Source organism: Kitasatospora sp. NPDC004240 (assembly GCF_053603215.1).
In genome coordinates this window covers 1-14316 of the sequence record NZ_JBSGFD010000200.1, presented here as the reverse complement: position 1 = coordinate 14316, position 14316 = coordinate 1, and the positions used below count along the sequence as shown (strand labels likewise).

Annotated in this window: 14 protein-coding genes; 9 read left to right on the top strand and 5 right to left on the bottom strand. The window is 73.4% G+C overall.

Annotated elements, in window-relative coordinates:
• From manA to ACWEQL_RS34905, 5 genes are all read right to left on the bottom strand, one after another.
• Positions 1 to 649 (bottom strand): mannose-6-phosphate isomerase, class I (gene manA, locus ACWEQL_RS34925; RefSeq protein WP_452154407.1); only part of this gene is annotated, 649 nt, incomplete at its 3' end.
• A gap of 90 nt (positions 650 to 739) precedes the next feature.
• Positions 740 to 1846, bottom strand: a complete 1107-nt coding sequence (locus ACWEQL_RS34920) for a LacI family DNA-binding transcriptional regulator (protein WP_452154406.1) — start codon at positions 1844 to 1846, stop codon at positions 740 to 742.
• Positions 1843 to 2715 carry a carbohydrate ABC transporter permease gene (locus ACWEQL_RS34915; protein WP_452154405.1) on the bottom strand — a complete coding sequence of 291 codons (873 nt, stop codon included), beginning with the start codon at positions 2713 to 2715 and terminating at the stop codon, positions 1843 to 1845. The genes ACWEQL_RS34920 and ACWEQL_RS34915 overlap by 4 nt, the downstream gene beginning before the upstream one ends.
• Positions 2712 to 3677: a carbohydrate ABC transporter permease gene (locus ACWEQL_RS34910; protein WP_452154404.1), complete on the bottom strand. Its 966-nt coding sequence runs from the start codon at positions 3675 to 3677 to the stop codon at positions 2712 to 2714. The genes ACWEQL_RS34915 and ACWEQL_RS34910 overlap by 4 nt, the downstream gene beginning before the upstream one ends.
• 95 nt (positions 3678 to 3772) lie before the next feature.
• A complete protein-coding gene (locus tag ACWEQL_RS34905; protein ID WP_452154403.1) occupies positions 3773 to 5083 on the bottom strand; it encodes an ABC transporter substrate-binding protein in 1311 nt (436 codons plus the stop codon).
• Positions 5084 to 5423: 340 nt separating this feature from the next.
• Here ACWEQL_RS34905 and ACWEQL_RS34900 point away from each other — a divergent pair, with 340 nt between their 5' ends.
• The 9 genes from ACWEQL_RS34900 (at position 5424) to ACWEQL_RS34860 (ending at position 14186) form a co-directional block, all read left to right on the top strand.
• Positions 5424 to 6404 carry an ROK family protein gene (locus ACWEQL_RS34900; protein ID WP_452154402.1) on the top strand — a complete coding sequence of 327 codons (981 nt, stop codon included), beginning with the start codon at positions 5424 to 5426 and terminating at the stop codon, positions 6402 to 6404.
• Between the two features lie 132 nt (positions 6405 to 6536).
• A complete protein-coding gene (locus ACWEQL_RS34895; RefSeq protein WP_452154401.1) occupies positions 6537 to 7280 on the top strand; it encodes a response regulator transcription factor in 744 nt (247 codons plus the stop codon).
• The gene (locus ACWEQL_RS34890) at positions 7277 to 8767 is read left to right on the top strand and encodes a sensor histidine kinase (protein WP_452154400.1); all 1491 of its coding nucleotides are present in this window, start codon (positions 7277 to 7279) and stop codon (positions 8765 to 8767) included. Before ACWEQL_RS34895 ends, ACWEQL_RS34890 begins: the two co-directional genes overlap by 4 nt.
• Positions 8768 to 8844: 77 nt before the next feature.
• A complete protein-coding gene (locus ACWEQL_RS34885) occupies positions 8845 to 9267 on the top strand; it encodes a hypothetical protein (RefSeq protein WP_452154399.1) in 423 nt (140 codons plus the stop codon).
• Positions 9264 to 9467, top strand: coding sequence for a hypothetical protein (locus tag ACWEQL_RS34880; RefSeq protein WP_452154398.1), 204 nt, complete (start codon positions 9264 to 9266; stop codon positions 9465 to 9467). Before ACWEQL_RS34885 ends, ACWEQL_RS34880 begins: the two co-directional genes overlap by 4 nt.
• Positions 9468 to 9779: 312 nt before the next feature.
• The gene (locus tag ACWEQL_RS34875; protein ID WP_452154397.1) at positions 9780 to 9935 is read left to right on the top strand and encodes an SflA family class IV lanthipeptide; all 156 of its coding nucleotides are present in this window, start codon (positions 9780 to 9782) and stop codon (positions 9933 to 9935) included.
• 2 nt (positions 9936 to 9937) lie between these two features.
• Positions 9938 to 12565 (top strand): class IV lanthionine synthetase LanL, encoded by a 2628-nt coding sequence (gene lanL, locus ACWEQL_RS34870; protein WP_452154396.1) that lies wholly within the window; start codon positions 9938 to 9940, stop codon positions 12563 to 12565.
• Positions 12566 to 12664: 99 nt separating this feature from the next.
• Positions 12665 to 13495 carry a PIG-L family deacetylase gene (locus ACWEQL_RS34865; protein ID WP_452154395.1) on the top strand — a complete coding sequence of 277 codons (831 nt, stop codon included), beginning with the start codon at positions 12665 to 12667 and terminating at the stop codon, positions 13493 to 13495.
• Between the two features lie 88 nt (positions 13496 to 13583).
• Positions 13584 to 14186, top strand: a complete 603-nt coding sequence (locus ACWEQL_RS34860; protein WP_452154394.1) for a hypothetical protein — start codon at positions 13584 to 13586, stop codon at positions 14184 to 14186.
• The last annotated feature ends 130 nt before the right edge of the window (positions 14187 to 14316 follow it).

Sequence of the window (14316 nt, the reverse complement as noted above, 5' to 3'; positions counted from 1 at the left end):
CCCGCCGCAGCGCGCCGGCCAGTTCCCGGGCCGCCTCGACGCCGCGCTCGCGCCGGGTGCCGAGCGCCTCGGTGAGGACGGTGCGCAGGGCCCGGGCCGGCTCCTCGGTGCGCAGGACGGTGATCCACGGGTCCAGGGCGGCGACGCCGAGCGGGGCGAGCAGTCCGGCGGTGGCGGCGGGCCGGCGGAAGCCGCACAGTGCGTCGAAGTCGTCGAGCGCGCAGATCAGTTCGGGCTTGTGGTGGCGGTCCTTGAAGAGCCGGTGGGGTGCGTCGAGCGGTACCCCGGCGGCCTCCTCGGCGTCGTACCCCGCCTCGGCCTGCGCGGTGGTCGGGTGGACCTGGACGGACAGGGCCCGCTCGGCGGCGAGGACCTTGAGCAGGAACGGCAGGCGGGCGCCGAAGCGGCCGAGGACGCCCCGGCCCAGCTCCTGTTCCGGGGCCCGCGCGATGGCCTCGTGGAGCGGGACCCCGCCGGTGCCCCGGTCGAGCAGGGACGGCGCGGCCGGGTGGGCACCCATCCACAGCTCGGCCTCGGGCAGCCCGGTGGGCGTGCGTCCGGTCAGCCGCGGGATGGCGGTGGTCGAGCCCCAGGCGTAGGGGCGGATCTCGTTGACGAGGAGCCCGGCGGCGGGCGGGTACGGGGTCATGGGCGGTGCTCCGGTGGGTGGTGTCCGGCCCGCCCCCGTTGCTCCTGACCCTCAACAGGAGACGGGGGCGGACCGGGGTCTGGGGCGGGGTCAGCCGGCGCCGGGGGGCGCGCTGCTGCCGCGGGGGACGAGGACCGGGGTCCGGGCGGGGCCGTGCGGTACGGGCGTTCGGTCCACGAGGTGGAGGAGCGTACGGGCGGCCTGGGCCCCGAAGCCGTGGACGTCGTGGCTCATCGCCGTCAGCGTCGGATGGGTGAGCCGGCACAGCTGGGAGTCGTCCCAGGCGACGATGCTGAGGTCCCGGGGGACGTGCAGGCCCATCTCGGCGGCGACCGAGATCCCGGCCACGGCCATGATGTCGTTGTCGTAGACGATGGCGGTGGGCCGCCCGCCGGCGGAGGAGAGCAGGGTGCGGGTGGCCCGCGCGCCGGCCTCGCCGGAGTAGTCGGTGGGCAGGCTGACCGGGGGATCCAGGCCGAGCGCGGAGGCCGTGCGTTCCAGGGCGCGTGAACGGATCGCGGTGTGGCCGAGGGCGGGGTCCCCGCCGACCCGGGCGATCCGGCGGTGGCCGAGGACGGCCAGGTAGCGCACGGCCTCCTCGACGGCCGCCTCGTCGTCGGTCCAGACGGCGGGGACGCGGCCCCGGACGAGGTCCGGATGGCCGGCCGCGACCACCGGCATGCCCGGTCCGGCGAGGGCCGGGATGCGCGGGTCGTCCGGGAGGAGGTCGACCAGGACGGAGCCGGCGACCCGGCGTTCCCTCCACCACTGCCGCTGGACGGCGATCTCCTGATCCCGGTGCTGGACCAGGCGCAGCAGCAGGCAGGCGTCGCGCTGTTCCAGCACGCTCTCGATGCCGGAGACGAACTCCATGTAGAAGGGTTCCAGACCGAGTTGGCGGGCCGGTCGGGTGACGACCAGGCCGACGGCGTGGACCTTCGGGGTGGCGTTCGCGAGGCTGCGGGCGGGCGCGCTGGGCGTCCAGCCGAGCTCGGCGGCGGCCTCCCGGATGCGCTCCCGGGTGGGCCGGGAGATCCCCGGCCGGTCGTTGAGGGCCAGCGACACCGCTCCTGTGGACACCCCCGCGCGGGCCGCGACGTCCCGGATGGTGACACGCGCACTCACCACCGCTGCCCGGCCGGTGCGGGGTGCGGTGCCGGGGCGCAGGTCCGGCACCGCACGGTGGGGGGTGGTCATTTGGTCGAGCCGGCCGCGAAGCCGCTGTAGATGAACCGCTGGAGCACCAGGAAGAGGATCAGGGTGGGCAGGATGACCAGGATCGTGCCCGCCGAGATGGTCTCCCAGTGCGCGCCGTACGGTCCCTTGAAGCGGAACAGCGAGGTGGAGATGGTGCCGAGGTCGGAGGAGGGCATGTAGAGGAACGGGATGTAGAAGTCGTTGTAGACGGCGATGCCCTTGATGATCACCACGGTGGCGATGGCCGGCTTGAGCATCGGCAGGATGATCCGCCAGAAGATGGTGAAGGAGTTGGCACCGTCGAGCCGCGCCGCCTCGTCGAGCGAGACCGGGATGGAGCGGATGAACTGCAGGAAGACGTAGATGGAGACGATGTCGGTGCCCAGGTAGAGCAGGATCGGCGCCCAGTGGGTGTTGAACGCGCCCAGCTCGTTGACGATCTGGAAGGTGGCGACCTGGGTGGTGACGCCCGGGACGAGCGTGGCGATCAGGAAGAGGCCCATCACGAGCTTCTTCAGCCGGAACTCGAACCGGTCGATGGCGTAGGCGGTCATCGACCCGATCAGCACCGTGCCGGCGGTCGAGACCAGCAGGATGATCGTGGTGTTGGTGAACGCGTTGAGCATCTTGCCCTTGGTGAACGCGTCACCGAAGTTGGCGAAGTTGAACCAGTCGGAGGGCGGGCTCAGCGGCCCCGTGGTGAGCATCTCCTCGCTGGTCTTCAGCGAGGCGAACAGGACGACCACGAGCGGGATGAGGACGGCGGTACTGGCGATGACCAGCGAGAGGTACTTGGCCGTGCCTCCGGCGGTCGGCCGGGGCCGGCGGGCGCGCGGGGCGCGCCGGGTGGCGGGAGCGGTGGTGGTCACGAGAGTTCAACCCTCTCCTCCGGCACGAGCCGGCGCTGGATCCAGGTCACGAGCAGGATCAGGACCAGGAGGACGACGGCGGACGCGGAGGCAAGACCGACCTTGTCGAACTTGAACGCCATCTTCACGGTCTGGATCACGAAGGTCTGGCTGCCGTTGGCGCCGTCGGTCATGATGTACGGGATCTCGAAGACCGCCAGCGAGCCGGAGACCGCCAGGATCGCGCTGAGACTGATGATCGGCTTGATGCTCGGGGCGATGATGTGCCGGAACTGCTGCCAGCGGTTGGCCCCGTCCAGGGCGGACGCCTCGTACAGGTGGTCGGGGATGGACTGGATGGCGCCGAGGAACAGCACCATGTTCAGGCCCATGTAGCGCCAGACCGAGACACCGGCGAGGGACTTGTTGACGAAGTCCGGGTTGCCCAGCCACAGGTACTCGCCGTCCACGCCGACCAGGCGCAGGACCGAGTCGAGCGTCCCCCCGGGCTGGAAGAAGTACAGGAACACGAACCCGATGGCCACGCCGTTGATCAGGTAGGGGAAGAACAGGATCCCCTTGAACAGGTTGCGGAACCGCGTGTTGAAGCTGAGCACCGTCGCGAAGTAGAGCGCCGCGGCGATCTGCAGAACGGCGGCGGCCAGGTAGACACCGCTCACCACGAACACTTTGAAGAGCTCGGGGCGGGTGAACAGGTCCGTGTAGTTCTCGGCACCGACGTTCTCGCTGGTGGTGCTGATGCCGTCCCAGTCGGTCAGGCTGTAGCGGAACATCTCCACGATCGGCAGGTACGTGAAGGTCACCAGCAGGGCCAGTGGGACCAGCAGGTAGAGCCACGGGGTGAACCACCAGTACCGGCGGTTGACGCGCCTGCGCCGGCGCGAGGTCCGGGCGGGCTCCGGCCCGCCCGCCGGGGCCGTTCCGGTGGCGGTCCGGCCCCTGTCTTTCTGCAGTGTGCTCATCTCGTTCCTTCGATCGTGCCCACCGCCCTGGCAACGGCGCGGCCTACGCCTCCGGGGGACACCCGGGCGGCCGCGCCGCTGCGCCGGGGCAGGTGTCAGCCGATGTTCTTCTGGGCCTCGGACCACTTCTTGTTGAGGTCGGCGAAGACACCGGCCTGGTCACCGGAGGCGGCCCCGCGGGCGGTGTCCACCAGCCTGCGGCGGTAGTCCGGGTTGGTCAGACCGACCTCGGAGACCTTGTCGATCTTGTCCACGACGGCCGTCTTCGTCTGGTTCTGACCGATCATCTGCACGCCCTTCTCCTGGAAGGGCTTGAAGGTGTCGGGCAGCGGCGAACCCTTGACCGCGGAGATCAGCTGCTCGCTCGTGGCGCTGCCGGACTTGCCGATGAACCACTCGATCCAGGCGCGCGCGGCCTCCTTGTTCTTGGAGTGCTTGCTCACGCCGAAGCGGTAGTCGGGCCGTACGACGGTGCAGAACTTGCCGTTCACCTGGGTCGGGAAGGGCATGAAGCCGATGTCGTCCGGGTTCTGGCCGGCGGCCTTGGCGGCCTTGCGCATCTGCGGGACGGCCCACGAACCCAGGGTCATCGCGCTGACCTTGCCGGTGCCCAGCAGGGTCTTGGAGTTCTCCCAGTTGGTGGTGGTGGGGTCGGTCTCGCTGAGCTTCTCCCTGACGATCGAGTAGAGCAGGCCGTCGATCGTGTTGTGGTCCTTGCCGGAGGCCCACGGCTGCGCGGTCCCGGCCAGCGAGTCGTTGGTGTTGACGTCACAGCTGGGCGTGCCGACGAGGTCGTTCCACTGGCGCAGCGGCCAGCCGTCCTTGTAGTTGGTGTAGTACGGCGTGGCGTCGGTCTTGGACTTGATCGCCTTGAGGTCCTCGATGAACTTCTCGGGCGTGGTGGGCCACTCCGTGACGCCGGCCTTCGCCCAGACCGCCTTGTTGTAGACGATGCCGGTGGCGATGCCGATGTTCGGGATGCCGTAGACCTTGCCGTCGAGCGTCGCGTAGTCGGTCCACTCGTACTTCTTGGTGAGGTCCGCCGGCTCGCCCAGCGGGGCGAAGAAGTTGGCGTACTGGCCCAGCGGCAGGGCGTTCGGGATCAGCAGCACGTCACCGTAGTTCTCGGTGTTCATGCGGATCTTGACTTCACCCTCGTAGTCGGTGATGCCCTCGAACTCCACCTTGACGTTCGGGTAGATCTTGTTGAACTCGGCGGCGTACTTCTGCAGCTCGCCCTCGTTGACCTGGTCGGTCCGGTTGGTCAGGACCGTGATGCTCCCGGAGACCTTCGAGGGATCGGCGGCCTCGGTCGCAGCGGAGCTCGACGACCCACCACCGTTGCTGCTACAGGCAGTGATCACAACCATGGTCGCGGCCGCGACGGCCACCCATCCTCTTCGCATCTTCGCACTTCCTTGGCGCGGCGTCGTCATCGACGACGGGAACGAGGAGCCAGAGAGGTCCGTTCGGGCTTCCCGGGCTGTTGGCTGCTTAACGTAGACGTCATATCCCGGCCATGTCCATAGACCGGTCAACATTGATATCCAGCGGGTTTGTTAACCGGGATCGCCTTGTTTACTAAACTTTTGCCTAACAGAATGACGAATCAGTCTCGTTTCCGGACTGCGACCCGTCCGGCCTGGACAACGTTGTCAGAGCTGGTCAGAATCAGCCGGAACGACCGCCCGCGAGGCACCCCCTCCGCGGGACGCGCGCCAGCACACGAACGCCGGAGACGTCACAATGAGTTATGACCGGTCCGTCACCACCGACGACCGCCGCCCCGTCCCGCAGTCCCTCCTGGCGGCACTGGACATCGGCGGGACCAAGATCGCAGGCGGCCTGGTGACCCCCGACGGCGTGCTGGTCCACCAGGTCCAGCTGCCCACACCGGCCCGCGGGAGCGGGGCCGCCGTCCTCGCCGCCGTCCACGGCGTCCTCGACCGCCTCGCCGCCCACCCGCTCTGGCCACGGGCACGAGCGCTCGGCATCGGCAGCGCCGGCCCGGTCGACGTCGACCGGGGCACCGTCAGCCCGGTCAACATCCCCGGCTGGCGCGGCTTCCCGCTGCGGGAGGCGGTCGCCGGCCATCCCGCGGTCGGCGGCCTGCCGGTCGTGCTGGGCGGCGACGCGGTCGCCATGGCCGCCGCCGAGCACTGGCGCGGCGCCGCCCGCCCGTACCGCAACGCGCTGTGCGTCGTCGTCTCCACCGGCGTCGGAGCCGGCCTGATCCTGGACGGTCGCGTCCGGCCCGGCCCCACCGGCAACGCCGGCCACCTCGGCCACATCAGCGTCGACCTCGACGGCCGCCCCTGCCCCTGCGGCTCCCGCGGCTGCGTCGAGGGCATCGCCAGCGGCACCGCCATCGCCCGCGCCGCGCTCGACGCCGGCTGGCGGCCCACCGGCCCCGACACCTCGGCCGGCGCCGTCGCCACCGCCGCCCTCGACGGCGACCCGCTCGCCCTGCGCGCCTACGACCGCGCCGCCCGGGCCCTCGCCGCGGGCATCGCCGCCACCGCGACCCTGGTCGAGATCGAGGCGGCCGTCATCGGCGGCGGCGTCGCCAAGGCCGGCCCGCTCTTCCTCGACCCCCTCCGCCGCAGCCTGGCGGACTACGCCACCCTCCCGTTCGCCCGCGGCGTCGCCGTCGTCCCCGCCCACTTCGGCACCGACGCCGGCCTCGTCGGCGCAGCCGCCCTGGCCCTGCCGGTCACGCCCTGCTGAACGCCGGGCCGCCTCCCACCCGTCGGCGGCGCGGGCGCCGGCCCTCTCACGGGCGTCCCGGCCGGACACCCTCGGGACCCGGCCGCGACGCCCGTGTGAGAGGGTCGGCGCCCGGACACGAGGAGGCGGCCGATGCAGGGGAGCACGAGCGCGAGCGGGAGCGGGGCCGTGGGTGGCCCCGGGGGCGGGCGGGTCCTGGTGGTGGACGACGACGCGGCGATCCGGCGCAGCCTGGAGCGCGGACTGCGCCTCAGCGGCTTCTCGGTGGCCCTCGCCGAGGACGGCGAGAGCGCGCTCGCCCGGATGGCCTCCGACGTGCCGGACGTGCTGGTCCTCGACGTGTCGATGCCCGGCCTCAGCGGCGCCGAGGTCTGCCGCGGCCTGCGGGCCCGCGGCGACGACATCCCCGTGCTGATGCTCTCGGCCCTGGACGAGCCCGCCGACCGGGTCGCCGGGCTGCAGGCGGGCGCGGACGACTACCTGGTCAAGCCGTTCGCGCTGGAGGAACTGGTCCTGCGGCTGCGGGCGCTGCTGCGCCGCCGTCCGCCGCAGCCGGACGACCGGGTGGTCGCCGGGCCCCTCACCATCGACCCGGGCACCCGCCAGGCCCGCCTCGACGGCGTGGAACTCGCCCTCACCCGCCGGGAGTTCGAGCTGCTCACCCAACTCGCCCGGAACGCCGGCCTGGTGCTCTCCCGGGAGCTGCTGCTGGAACGCGTCTGGGGCTACGACTTCGAGGTCCGCAGCGATGCCGTCGACACCTTCGTCAGCTACCTGCGACGCAAGACCGAGGCGGGCGGGCGGCCCCGGCTGATCCACACCGTCCGGGGCGTGGGCTTCGTGCTGCGTCCGCCGGCCGCCGGCGGGCCGCGATGAGGCTCTCCACCCGGATCGCGCTCTGGGCCGCCGTCGTGGTGCCGCTGCTGGTGGTGCTCGCCGGGCTGCTGCTCCTGCCGCTGGTCGGCCGCGACCTGCGCCAGCAGCAGGACGCCCGGCTCAACGACCGCGCGGCCGCCCTCCTGCCGGGCGTACGGACCCTGGTGGCCGCCGACGGCAAGGGCCGGCCCAAGGTCGAGCAGAACCAGCAGCGCAAGGTGACGGACACCGCCCTCGACCTGGGCGTCCGGGTCGCCGGCGCGGACGGCGAGGTGCTGCTGACGGTGGGCCCGCAGCCCGACGGCCCCGGGGTCCTCCCGGCCGCGCCGGGCGGCCCGGTGACGGTACGGGAGCACGGCTCGGCCTGGCGGGTGCTCACCGTCGCCGTCACCACCGGCCCCGCCGGCGCGTCCGCCGACGCCCCCGCGTCCGGCCTGCTCTGGGTGGTCTCCCCCACCGGGCCGGCGGACCGCCAGACGGCCGTGGTGCGCCGACGCGTGCTGTTCGTGGCGCTGGTCGCGGCGCCGGTCTCCGCGCTGATCGGGTTCGCGCTCGCCGAACGGGCCACCGCCCCGCTGCGCCGCCTCAGCCGTCGCGCCGCCGTCCTGGACCCGGCCGCGCCGGCGCCGCCCGGTGCCACCGGGCACGGCTTCGCGCCCGGGCGGACCGGGACCGCCGAGGTGGACGAGCTCTCCGCGGCGCTCGCCCTGCTGCTGACCCGTTACGACGAGCAGGCCCGGCGCACCGCCCACGCCCTGGAGACGGCCCGCGCGTTCTCCGCCGACGCCTCGCACGAGCTGCGCACCCCGCTGATGAGCCTGCGCACCAACCTGGACGTCCTGGCCGCCCACCCCGACCTGCCCGCCGCCGACCGGGCCGAGATCGTGACCGAGCTGCGGGAGGACCACACCCGGCTGCTCGACCTGCTCACCGCGCTGAGCGCGCTGGCCCGGGGCGACCTCGTCCAGCTGGACGCGTTCCGCCCGGTGGACCTCGCCGAGCTCGTCGACGCGGCGGCCGACGAGGCCCGGCGCGGCCATCCGCGGGCCGGGTTCACGGTGGAGGCCCCGGAGGAACTGCGGGTGTTCGGCTGGGAGTCCGGCCTGCGGATCATGCTCGCCAACCTGCTCGGCAACGCCGCCGTGCACGGCCGTACGGACGGGGCGCCGGCCCGCGTCCTCGTCCGCCTCGCCGCGGAGGGCGCGACGGCCCGGCTCACCGTGGACGACTCCGGCCCCGGCGTACGGCCCGAGCTGCGGGAGGCCGTGTTCCAGCGGTTCCACCGCCGACGTGACAGTCCCGGTTCGGGTCTCGGGCTGACCCTGGTCGCCCAGCAGGCCGCCCTGCACCGGGGCACGGTCCGCGTCGGCGTCCCGCCCGGCGGCACCGGCTGCCGGATCGAGGTGACGCTGCCGCTGCCGCGCCCGGACGCGCCGACCGTCGAACTGCCCGCCCAGCGCAGCTGGATCGCCGTCCGGGGCGGCTGAGCGCGTTCCACAGGGATTCCACAAGAAGCCGTCCTAGCCTCCGGGATGACCGATCCGGGTCGGAGAAAGGACGCACCATGCCGACATCCACCATCCTCCCCGTCCGCCGCCGGGCCGCCGCCCTCGGCGCCCTCGCGCTGGCCGGCTCGCTGCTCATCGCCGCGCCCGCCGAGGCGGCGCCGACCGGCGGCCCGACCGCCGCGTCGACCCCGAAGGGCGACGGCGCCAAGAACATCTGCAAGCGGCTCCCGAAGACCGAGGAGCGGATCACCAAGGCGCTGAACCGGCTGAACGGCGACGCCACCGTGGTCGGCTCGGTCGCCCGCATGCAGCAGCGGGTCGCGAACGCCAAGGCCGCGGGCCACGGCGAGGTCGAGACCTACCTCAACGGCCGACTGACCGCCCGCAAGGGCCTGGTGACCACCCTGCAGGTCCGGCAGAAGGACCTCAAGTCCGTGGCCACCTGGTGCGCCGGTTACACCGAGGGGTCCGGCAAGTGACCCGCCGCCCGGCCGCCGCCCTCGCGGCCGTCCTCCTCGCCGGCGCCGCCCTCCTGACCGCCTGCGGCCCCGCCGACGACGGCGGCGGCGCTCCGGGTCCGGCGGACACCGCGCAGGCCGAGGAGATGCGGCAGAAGGTCGACGCCGCCGAGAGCGCCGCCGCCCAGGCCGAGGCCGAACCGACCGCCGACGACGGCTGACCGACCCCGGCAGGCGCCACCCCCGGGGCGCCTGCCGGACCCCCGCCCGCGCGGGGGACGGCCGGTCCGGGGTCCCGCGCCCGCCGACGGCGGGCCTCCCCTCGCCGGACCGGGGATCGGGCACACCGATCCTCCATAAATGTGCTCATCCTGTGAAGCTCATGCGTGCTGACCCCTTGTCAGACCAATCATTCCTACCTACCGTCGTGGATCGGGACGCCTGCCCCATCGGGCCCGGCGGTCCACGGCGGGCGCGACCCGCGCCGTCGCCGGACGCATGACGAGACCTGGAGGCGTCACATGCCCGTAGCCATGATCGACGAGATTCGCGACGCGGGTCCGCTGGTGGTCGACGAGGAGGCCATCACCTTCGAGGACGACGACCGCGCGGACCACGACGCCACGGCCTGCCTGGCCGACCCCTGGGTGACCGCGACCACGCGCTTCGCCTGCGACTTCACCTCCTGACGGTGACCGGGTCCATCGCCGGCCGCAGCGGGTGGTCCGATGACACCTGGTCGTACCTGAACGACCCGCGGATGCCGGCGGTGGACCACGGGTGGAAGCTGCACGTCTCCGCCCGGCCCGGTGAGCTGGAGGCCGTGACCGGCCTGGTCCTGCCGGTGCTGGCCCGCCACGTGTGCCACGCGAAGTGGGCCCGGAGCCCGGAGACCCTGCGGGCCGTCAACTCCGGCGTGCCGAGCGCGGGGGCCGTCGGGAAGGCGATCACGGTCTACCCGGCGCCCGGGACCGTCGTCACCCTCGCCGGGGAACTCGTCGCCGTGCTGCGCGGCCGGGAGGGCCCGCAGATCGTCAGCGACCGGCGGGTCGACCCGGACTCCCCCGTCTACTACCGCTACGGGCCCTTCACCGGCGACTACCGGACCGGCCGCAGCGGGCGCCTCGAATCGGTCATGACGGGCCCGGACGGCCGGGTCTTCGACGGCCTCGCCGGCGCCTCCTACCGGTGCCCGCCCTGGGCCGAGGACCCCTTCACCGGCCGGCCCGGCGACGAACCGGGTGCCGGACGGAACCGCGGACCGGGTGCCGGCCCCGGCGCCGGCCCGAGCGGCGGACCCGACCCCGGCCTGGGCGGCGGGCGCTACCGGATCACCGCCGGCATCGCCCGCAAGGCGCAGGGCAACGTCTACCGCGCGGTCGACCGGGGCACCGGGCTCCCGGTGGTGGTCAAGCAGGCGCGGGCCTTCGTGGCCGAGGACGAATCCGGCGCCGACACCCGCGACCGGCTGCGCAACGAGCGGAGGGTCCTGACCGCGCTCGACGCCGTCGCGGGGGTGCCCCGCGCACTCGACTACTTCCGCCACCGCGCGGACGAGTACCTGGTGATGACCAGTTGCGGCGAACGCGACCTGCGGCGGGACGTCAACGAGCACGGCCCCTACCCCGACCGGCGGGACGGCGGCGACCGGCCGGCCCGTACGCTCGCCGATCTGGCCGTGCGGCTCCTGCGGGTGCTGGACGACGTCCACCGCCGGGGCGTGGTCGTCCGTGACCTCAAGCCCGACAATGTGGTGCTCGACGCCGACGGCCGGTGCCACGTGGTCGACTTCGGGATCAGCGCGCTGGACGGCGCCGGACCGGACGGCTCGACGCCCGGCTACAGCGATCCGGTGCGCCGCCGCAGCGGACCGGCCGAACCCGCCGACGACCACCACGCCCTGGGCGCCACCCTCTGCTTCGCCGCCACCGGCATGGACCCGGTGATCGTCGACCCGGACGCCGCGGTCAACCGTGAGCGCACCCTCGCCGGCCTGGCCCGGATGCTGCCCGGCGACGAACACCGGTGGATCCGCACGGTGATCGCCGAGCTGACCGACCCCGACCCGGCCGTACGGACGGCCGGCGCCGAGCGCCTGCGTACCGGCGCGTCCCATCCGCTGCCCCGCGTGTCACGGGGAACCGGCCGGCCCCGGTTCGAGGACGGCCTGCTCACGGAGATCATCGAGCACACCGCCGCGTACTGCGTCGAGGAGGCGCAACGGATCGCCGACCCCGTGCTCGCCGCCCGCGCGGCCGTCCCCACACCCGTCGACCTCTACGGCGGGAGCTCCGGGCTGGGCCTGGAACTCCTCCACCACCGCCACCGGCCCGGGGTGTCCGAGGCCGTCGACGCCCTCGCCCGGTGGACGGCGGGCCGGTCCCGGAGCCTGTCACCGGGCTTCTACTCGGGCCGTACGGGCGTCGAGCTCTTCCTCGCCGAAGCCGAAACCGAAACCGAAACCGGGGCGGGCCCGGGGCCGACGGTGTCCCTCTCGGCCGGCCACCCGGCCCTGCCCGACCGCGCACCGGGCGGCGGACCGCCCGAGGCCGACCAGATCGAGGGCGTCGCCGGCATCGGCACCGGCCGCCTGCTGCTCGCCCGGCACGCCGCCACGGCCGGGGACACCCCGCTCGCCGACCGCCACCTCTCCGTCGCCGCCGAATGCGCCCGGATGCTGGCCGCAGGCCGCGCCCGCCTGTCGCCCATCGGCTCCCACACGATCGGCAGCGCCGCCCTGCGCCAGGGATTCGCCCACGGTGACGCCGGTGTCGCGTACTTCCTGCTGGAGTACGCGAGCGCCACCGGGGACGCCGACGCCCTCCGCACGGCCCGGCAGGCGTGCGCGGGCCTCGCCGCCCTCACCCCGGGCGTCCTCGCGGCGGCGGCCGGACCGGGGGCGACCCGCCGCTACGGCTCCTGGTGCCGAGGCCTGGCCGGGATCGGGGCGGTGCTCGTCCGGGCCGCCGACCGCCTCGACGAACCCGGGTACCTCGTCCTCGCCCGGCGGGCCGCCCGTACCTGCTCCGCCCTGGCGCCGCGGATGCCGCTGGTCACCCAGTGCTGCGGGCTGTCCGGGGTCGGCGACCTGATGGTGGACGTCGCCGGGGCCTCGGGATCCGAGGAGTTCTGGGACGCCGCCGGGACCATCGCCGCCCTCATCCTGACCCGCAGCGGCGGCACCCCGTCCCGCCCGGTCTTCCCCGACGCCGGTCTCGCCCGCCCCGCCGCCTTCTGGGCCGGCGGCTCCGCCGGTGTGCTCGGCTTCCTCCGCAGGCTGCACGACCGGGGCGGACCGCGCCTCGGCCTCCTCGACTGACCCTCACCGCACGGCAGGTCAAACGGATATTGCGGGCGAACACCCGCCCGCGTGACGCAGACTCGGTCCGAACACTTTTCAGACCGGAGGATGATTGTCATGGTTGACCGGCCCCTGACGCTGATGGCGGTACACGCGCACCCCGACGACGAGGCCACCGGAACGGGGGGCGTCCTGGCGCGGTACGCGGCCGAGGGCATCCGCACGGTCCTCGTCACCTGTACCGACGGCGGCTGCGGTGACGGACCGGGCGGCGTCAAGCCGGGCGACCCCGGGCACGATCCGGCGGCCGTCGCCGCGATGCGCCGCCGCGAGCTGGAGGCGAGCTGCGAGGTCCTGAAGGTCACCCACCTGGAGCTCCTGGAGTACGCCGACTCCGGGATGATGGGCTGGCCCGCCAACGACGCGCCCGGATCCTTCTGGCGCACGCCGGTGGAGGAGGGCGCCGCCCGCCTCGCCGAACTGATGCGGCAGCACCGGCCCGACGTGGTCGTGACCTACGACGAGAACGGCTTCTACGGCCACCCCGACCACATCCAGGCGAACCGCATCACCATGGCGGCGCTGGAACTGAGCGGGCTGACGCCGAAGGTGTACTGGACGACGGCCCCGCGCTCGATGATGCAGCGGTTCGGCGAGGTCATGCGCGAGTTCGGCGAATGGGAGGAGCAGGACCCGGCGGAGGCCGTCGAGATGCCCGAGATCGGGCTGCCCGACGAGGAGATCACCACCTGGGTGGACACCACCGAGTTCGGCGGCCAGAAGTACGACGCGCTGGCCGCGCACGCCAGCCAGGGCGAGAGCATCTTCTTCCTGAAGATGGGCAAGGAGCGGTTCACCGACCTGATGGGCGTGGAGACCTTCGTCCGGGTCCGGGACACCACCGACGCCCCCGTCCCCGAGAACGACCTCTTCGCCGGCCTGCGCTGACCGACGCGGTGTGACCGGGCCCGGGCACCCGGGCCCGGGCACGCCGGAGGCCGACCTGCGGTCAGCCCCCGTGTGCGAGGCTGTGATCATGACAGTCGAACCCAGCGCGTACGTCCAGAGGTTGCCGATCGGCGAGCGGATACCCTTGCCCGAGGGCGGCATCCCCTGGTGGGAGGTCTTCCCCTACGAGGGGGACGTACGGATCAAGGTCCTGGACGAGCCCGTGCTGCCGGAGCCGCCGCGCAAGGGCGAGGACGGCGGGGAGTGCCCCGGCTGCGTGGAGGTCGAGGGGCCGCTGCTCTGGAGCGACGAGCACTGGAAGCTGCGAGGCTTCGCGGAGCCGGAGGGCGTGCCGGCCCAGGTGATGCTGCTCCCCCACGGCCACTGGGACCTCGCCGAGCTGCCGCCCGAGCGGGCGGCCGAACTCGGCGGGATGCTCCAGCGGGTGGAGCGCGCGATCATGTCGCTCGGCGGTATCGCCCGCGTCCACATCAACCGCTGGGGCGACGGTGGTTCGCACTTCCACGTGTGGCTCATCGCCCGTCCCGCCGGCATGCTCCAGCTGCGCGGCACCTGTCTGCCGCTCTGGGGTGACGTCCTGCCCAAGGTCCCGGTGGACGAGTGGCGGGAGACCAACCGCCGGATCGCCCTCGCGCTCGCCGCGGAGGGCGGCACCGCGCACGTCGCATGAGTAGGAACCGGCGCCCGTCGCGAGCTCGCGACGGGCGCCGGTAGCAGCGGCCGGGGAGGGGGGGGGGGGGGGTGGTTGGTGGGGGGGGGTGGGCGGGGAGGGAACGGTGGTGGGGGACCGGGGGCCCCCG

Coding starts and splice junctions, on each gene's coding strand:
- ACWEQL_RS34920 (WP_452154406.1), bottom strand. CDS start 1,846: ATGACCACCCCCCACCGTGCGGTGCCGGACCTGCGCCCCGGCACCGCA.
- ACWEQL_RS34910 (WP_452154404.1), bottom strand. CDS start 3,677: ATGAGCACACTGCAGAAAGACAGGGGCCGGACCGCCACCGGAACGGCC.
- ACWEQL_RS34905 (WP_452154403.1), bottom strand. CDS start 5,083: ATGCGAAGAGGATGGGTGGCCGTCGCGGCCGCGACCATGGTTGTGATC.
- ACWEQL_RS34900 (WP_452154402.1), top strand. CDS start 5,424: ATGAGTTATGACCGGTCCGTCACCACCGACGACCGCCGCCCCGTCCCG.
- ACWEQL_RS34895 (WP_452154401.1), top strand. CDS start 6,537: ATGCAGGGGAGCACGAGCGCGAGCGGGAGCGGGGCCGTGGGTGGCCCC.
- ACWEQL_RS34890 (WP_452154400.1), top strand. CDS start 7,277: ATGAGGCTCTCCACCCGGATCGCGCTCTGGGCCGCCGTCGTGGTGCCG.
- ACWEQL_RS34885 (WP_452154399.1), top strand. CDS start 8,845: ATGCCGACATCCACCATCCTCCCCGTCCGCCGCCGGGCCGCCGCCCTC.
- ACWEQL_RS34875 (WP_452154397.1), top strand. CDS start 9,780: ATGATCGACGAGATTCGCGACGCGGGTCCGCTGGTGGTCGACGAGGAG.
- ACWEQL_RS34865 (WP_452154395.1), top strand. CDS start 12,665: ATGGTTGACCGGCCCCTGACGCTGATGGCGGTACACGCGCACCCCGAC.
- ACWEQL_RS34860 (WP_452154394.1), top strand. CDS start 13,584: ATGACAGTCGAACCCAGCGCGTACGTCCAGAGGTTGCCGATCGGCGAG.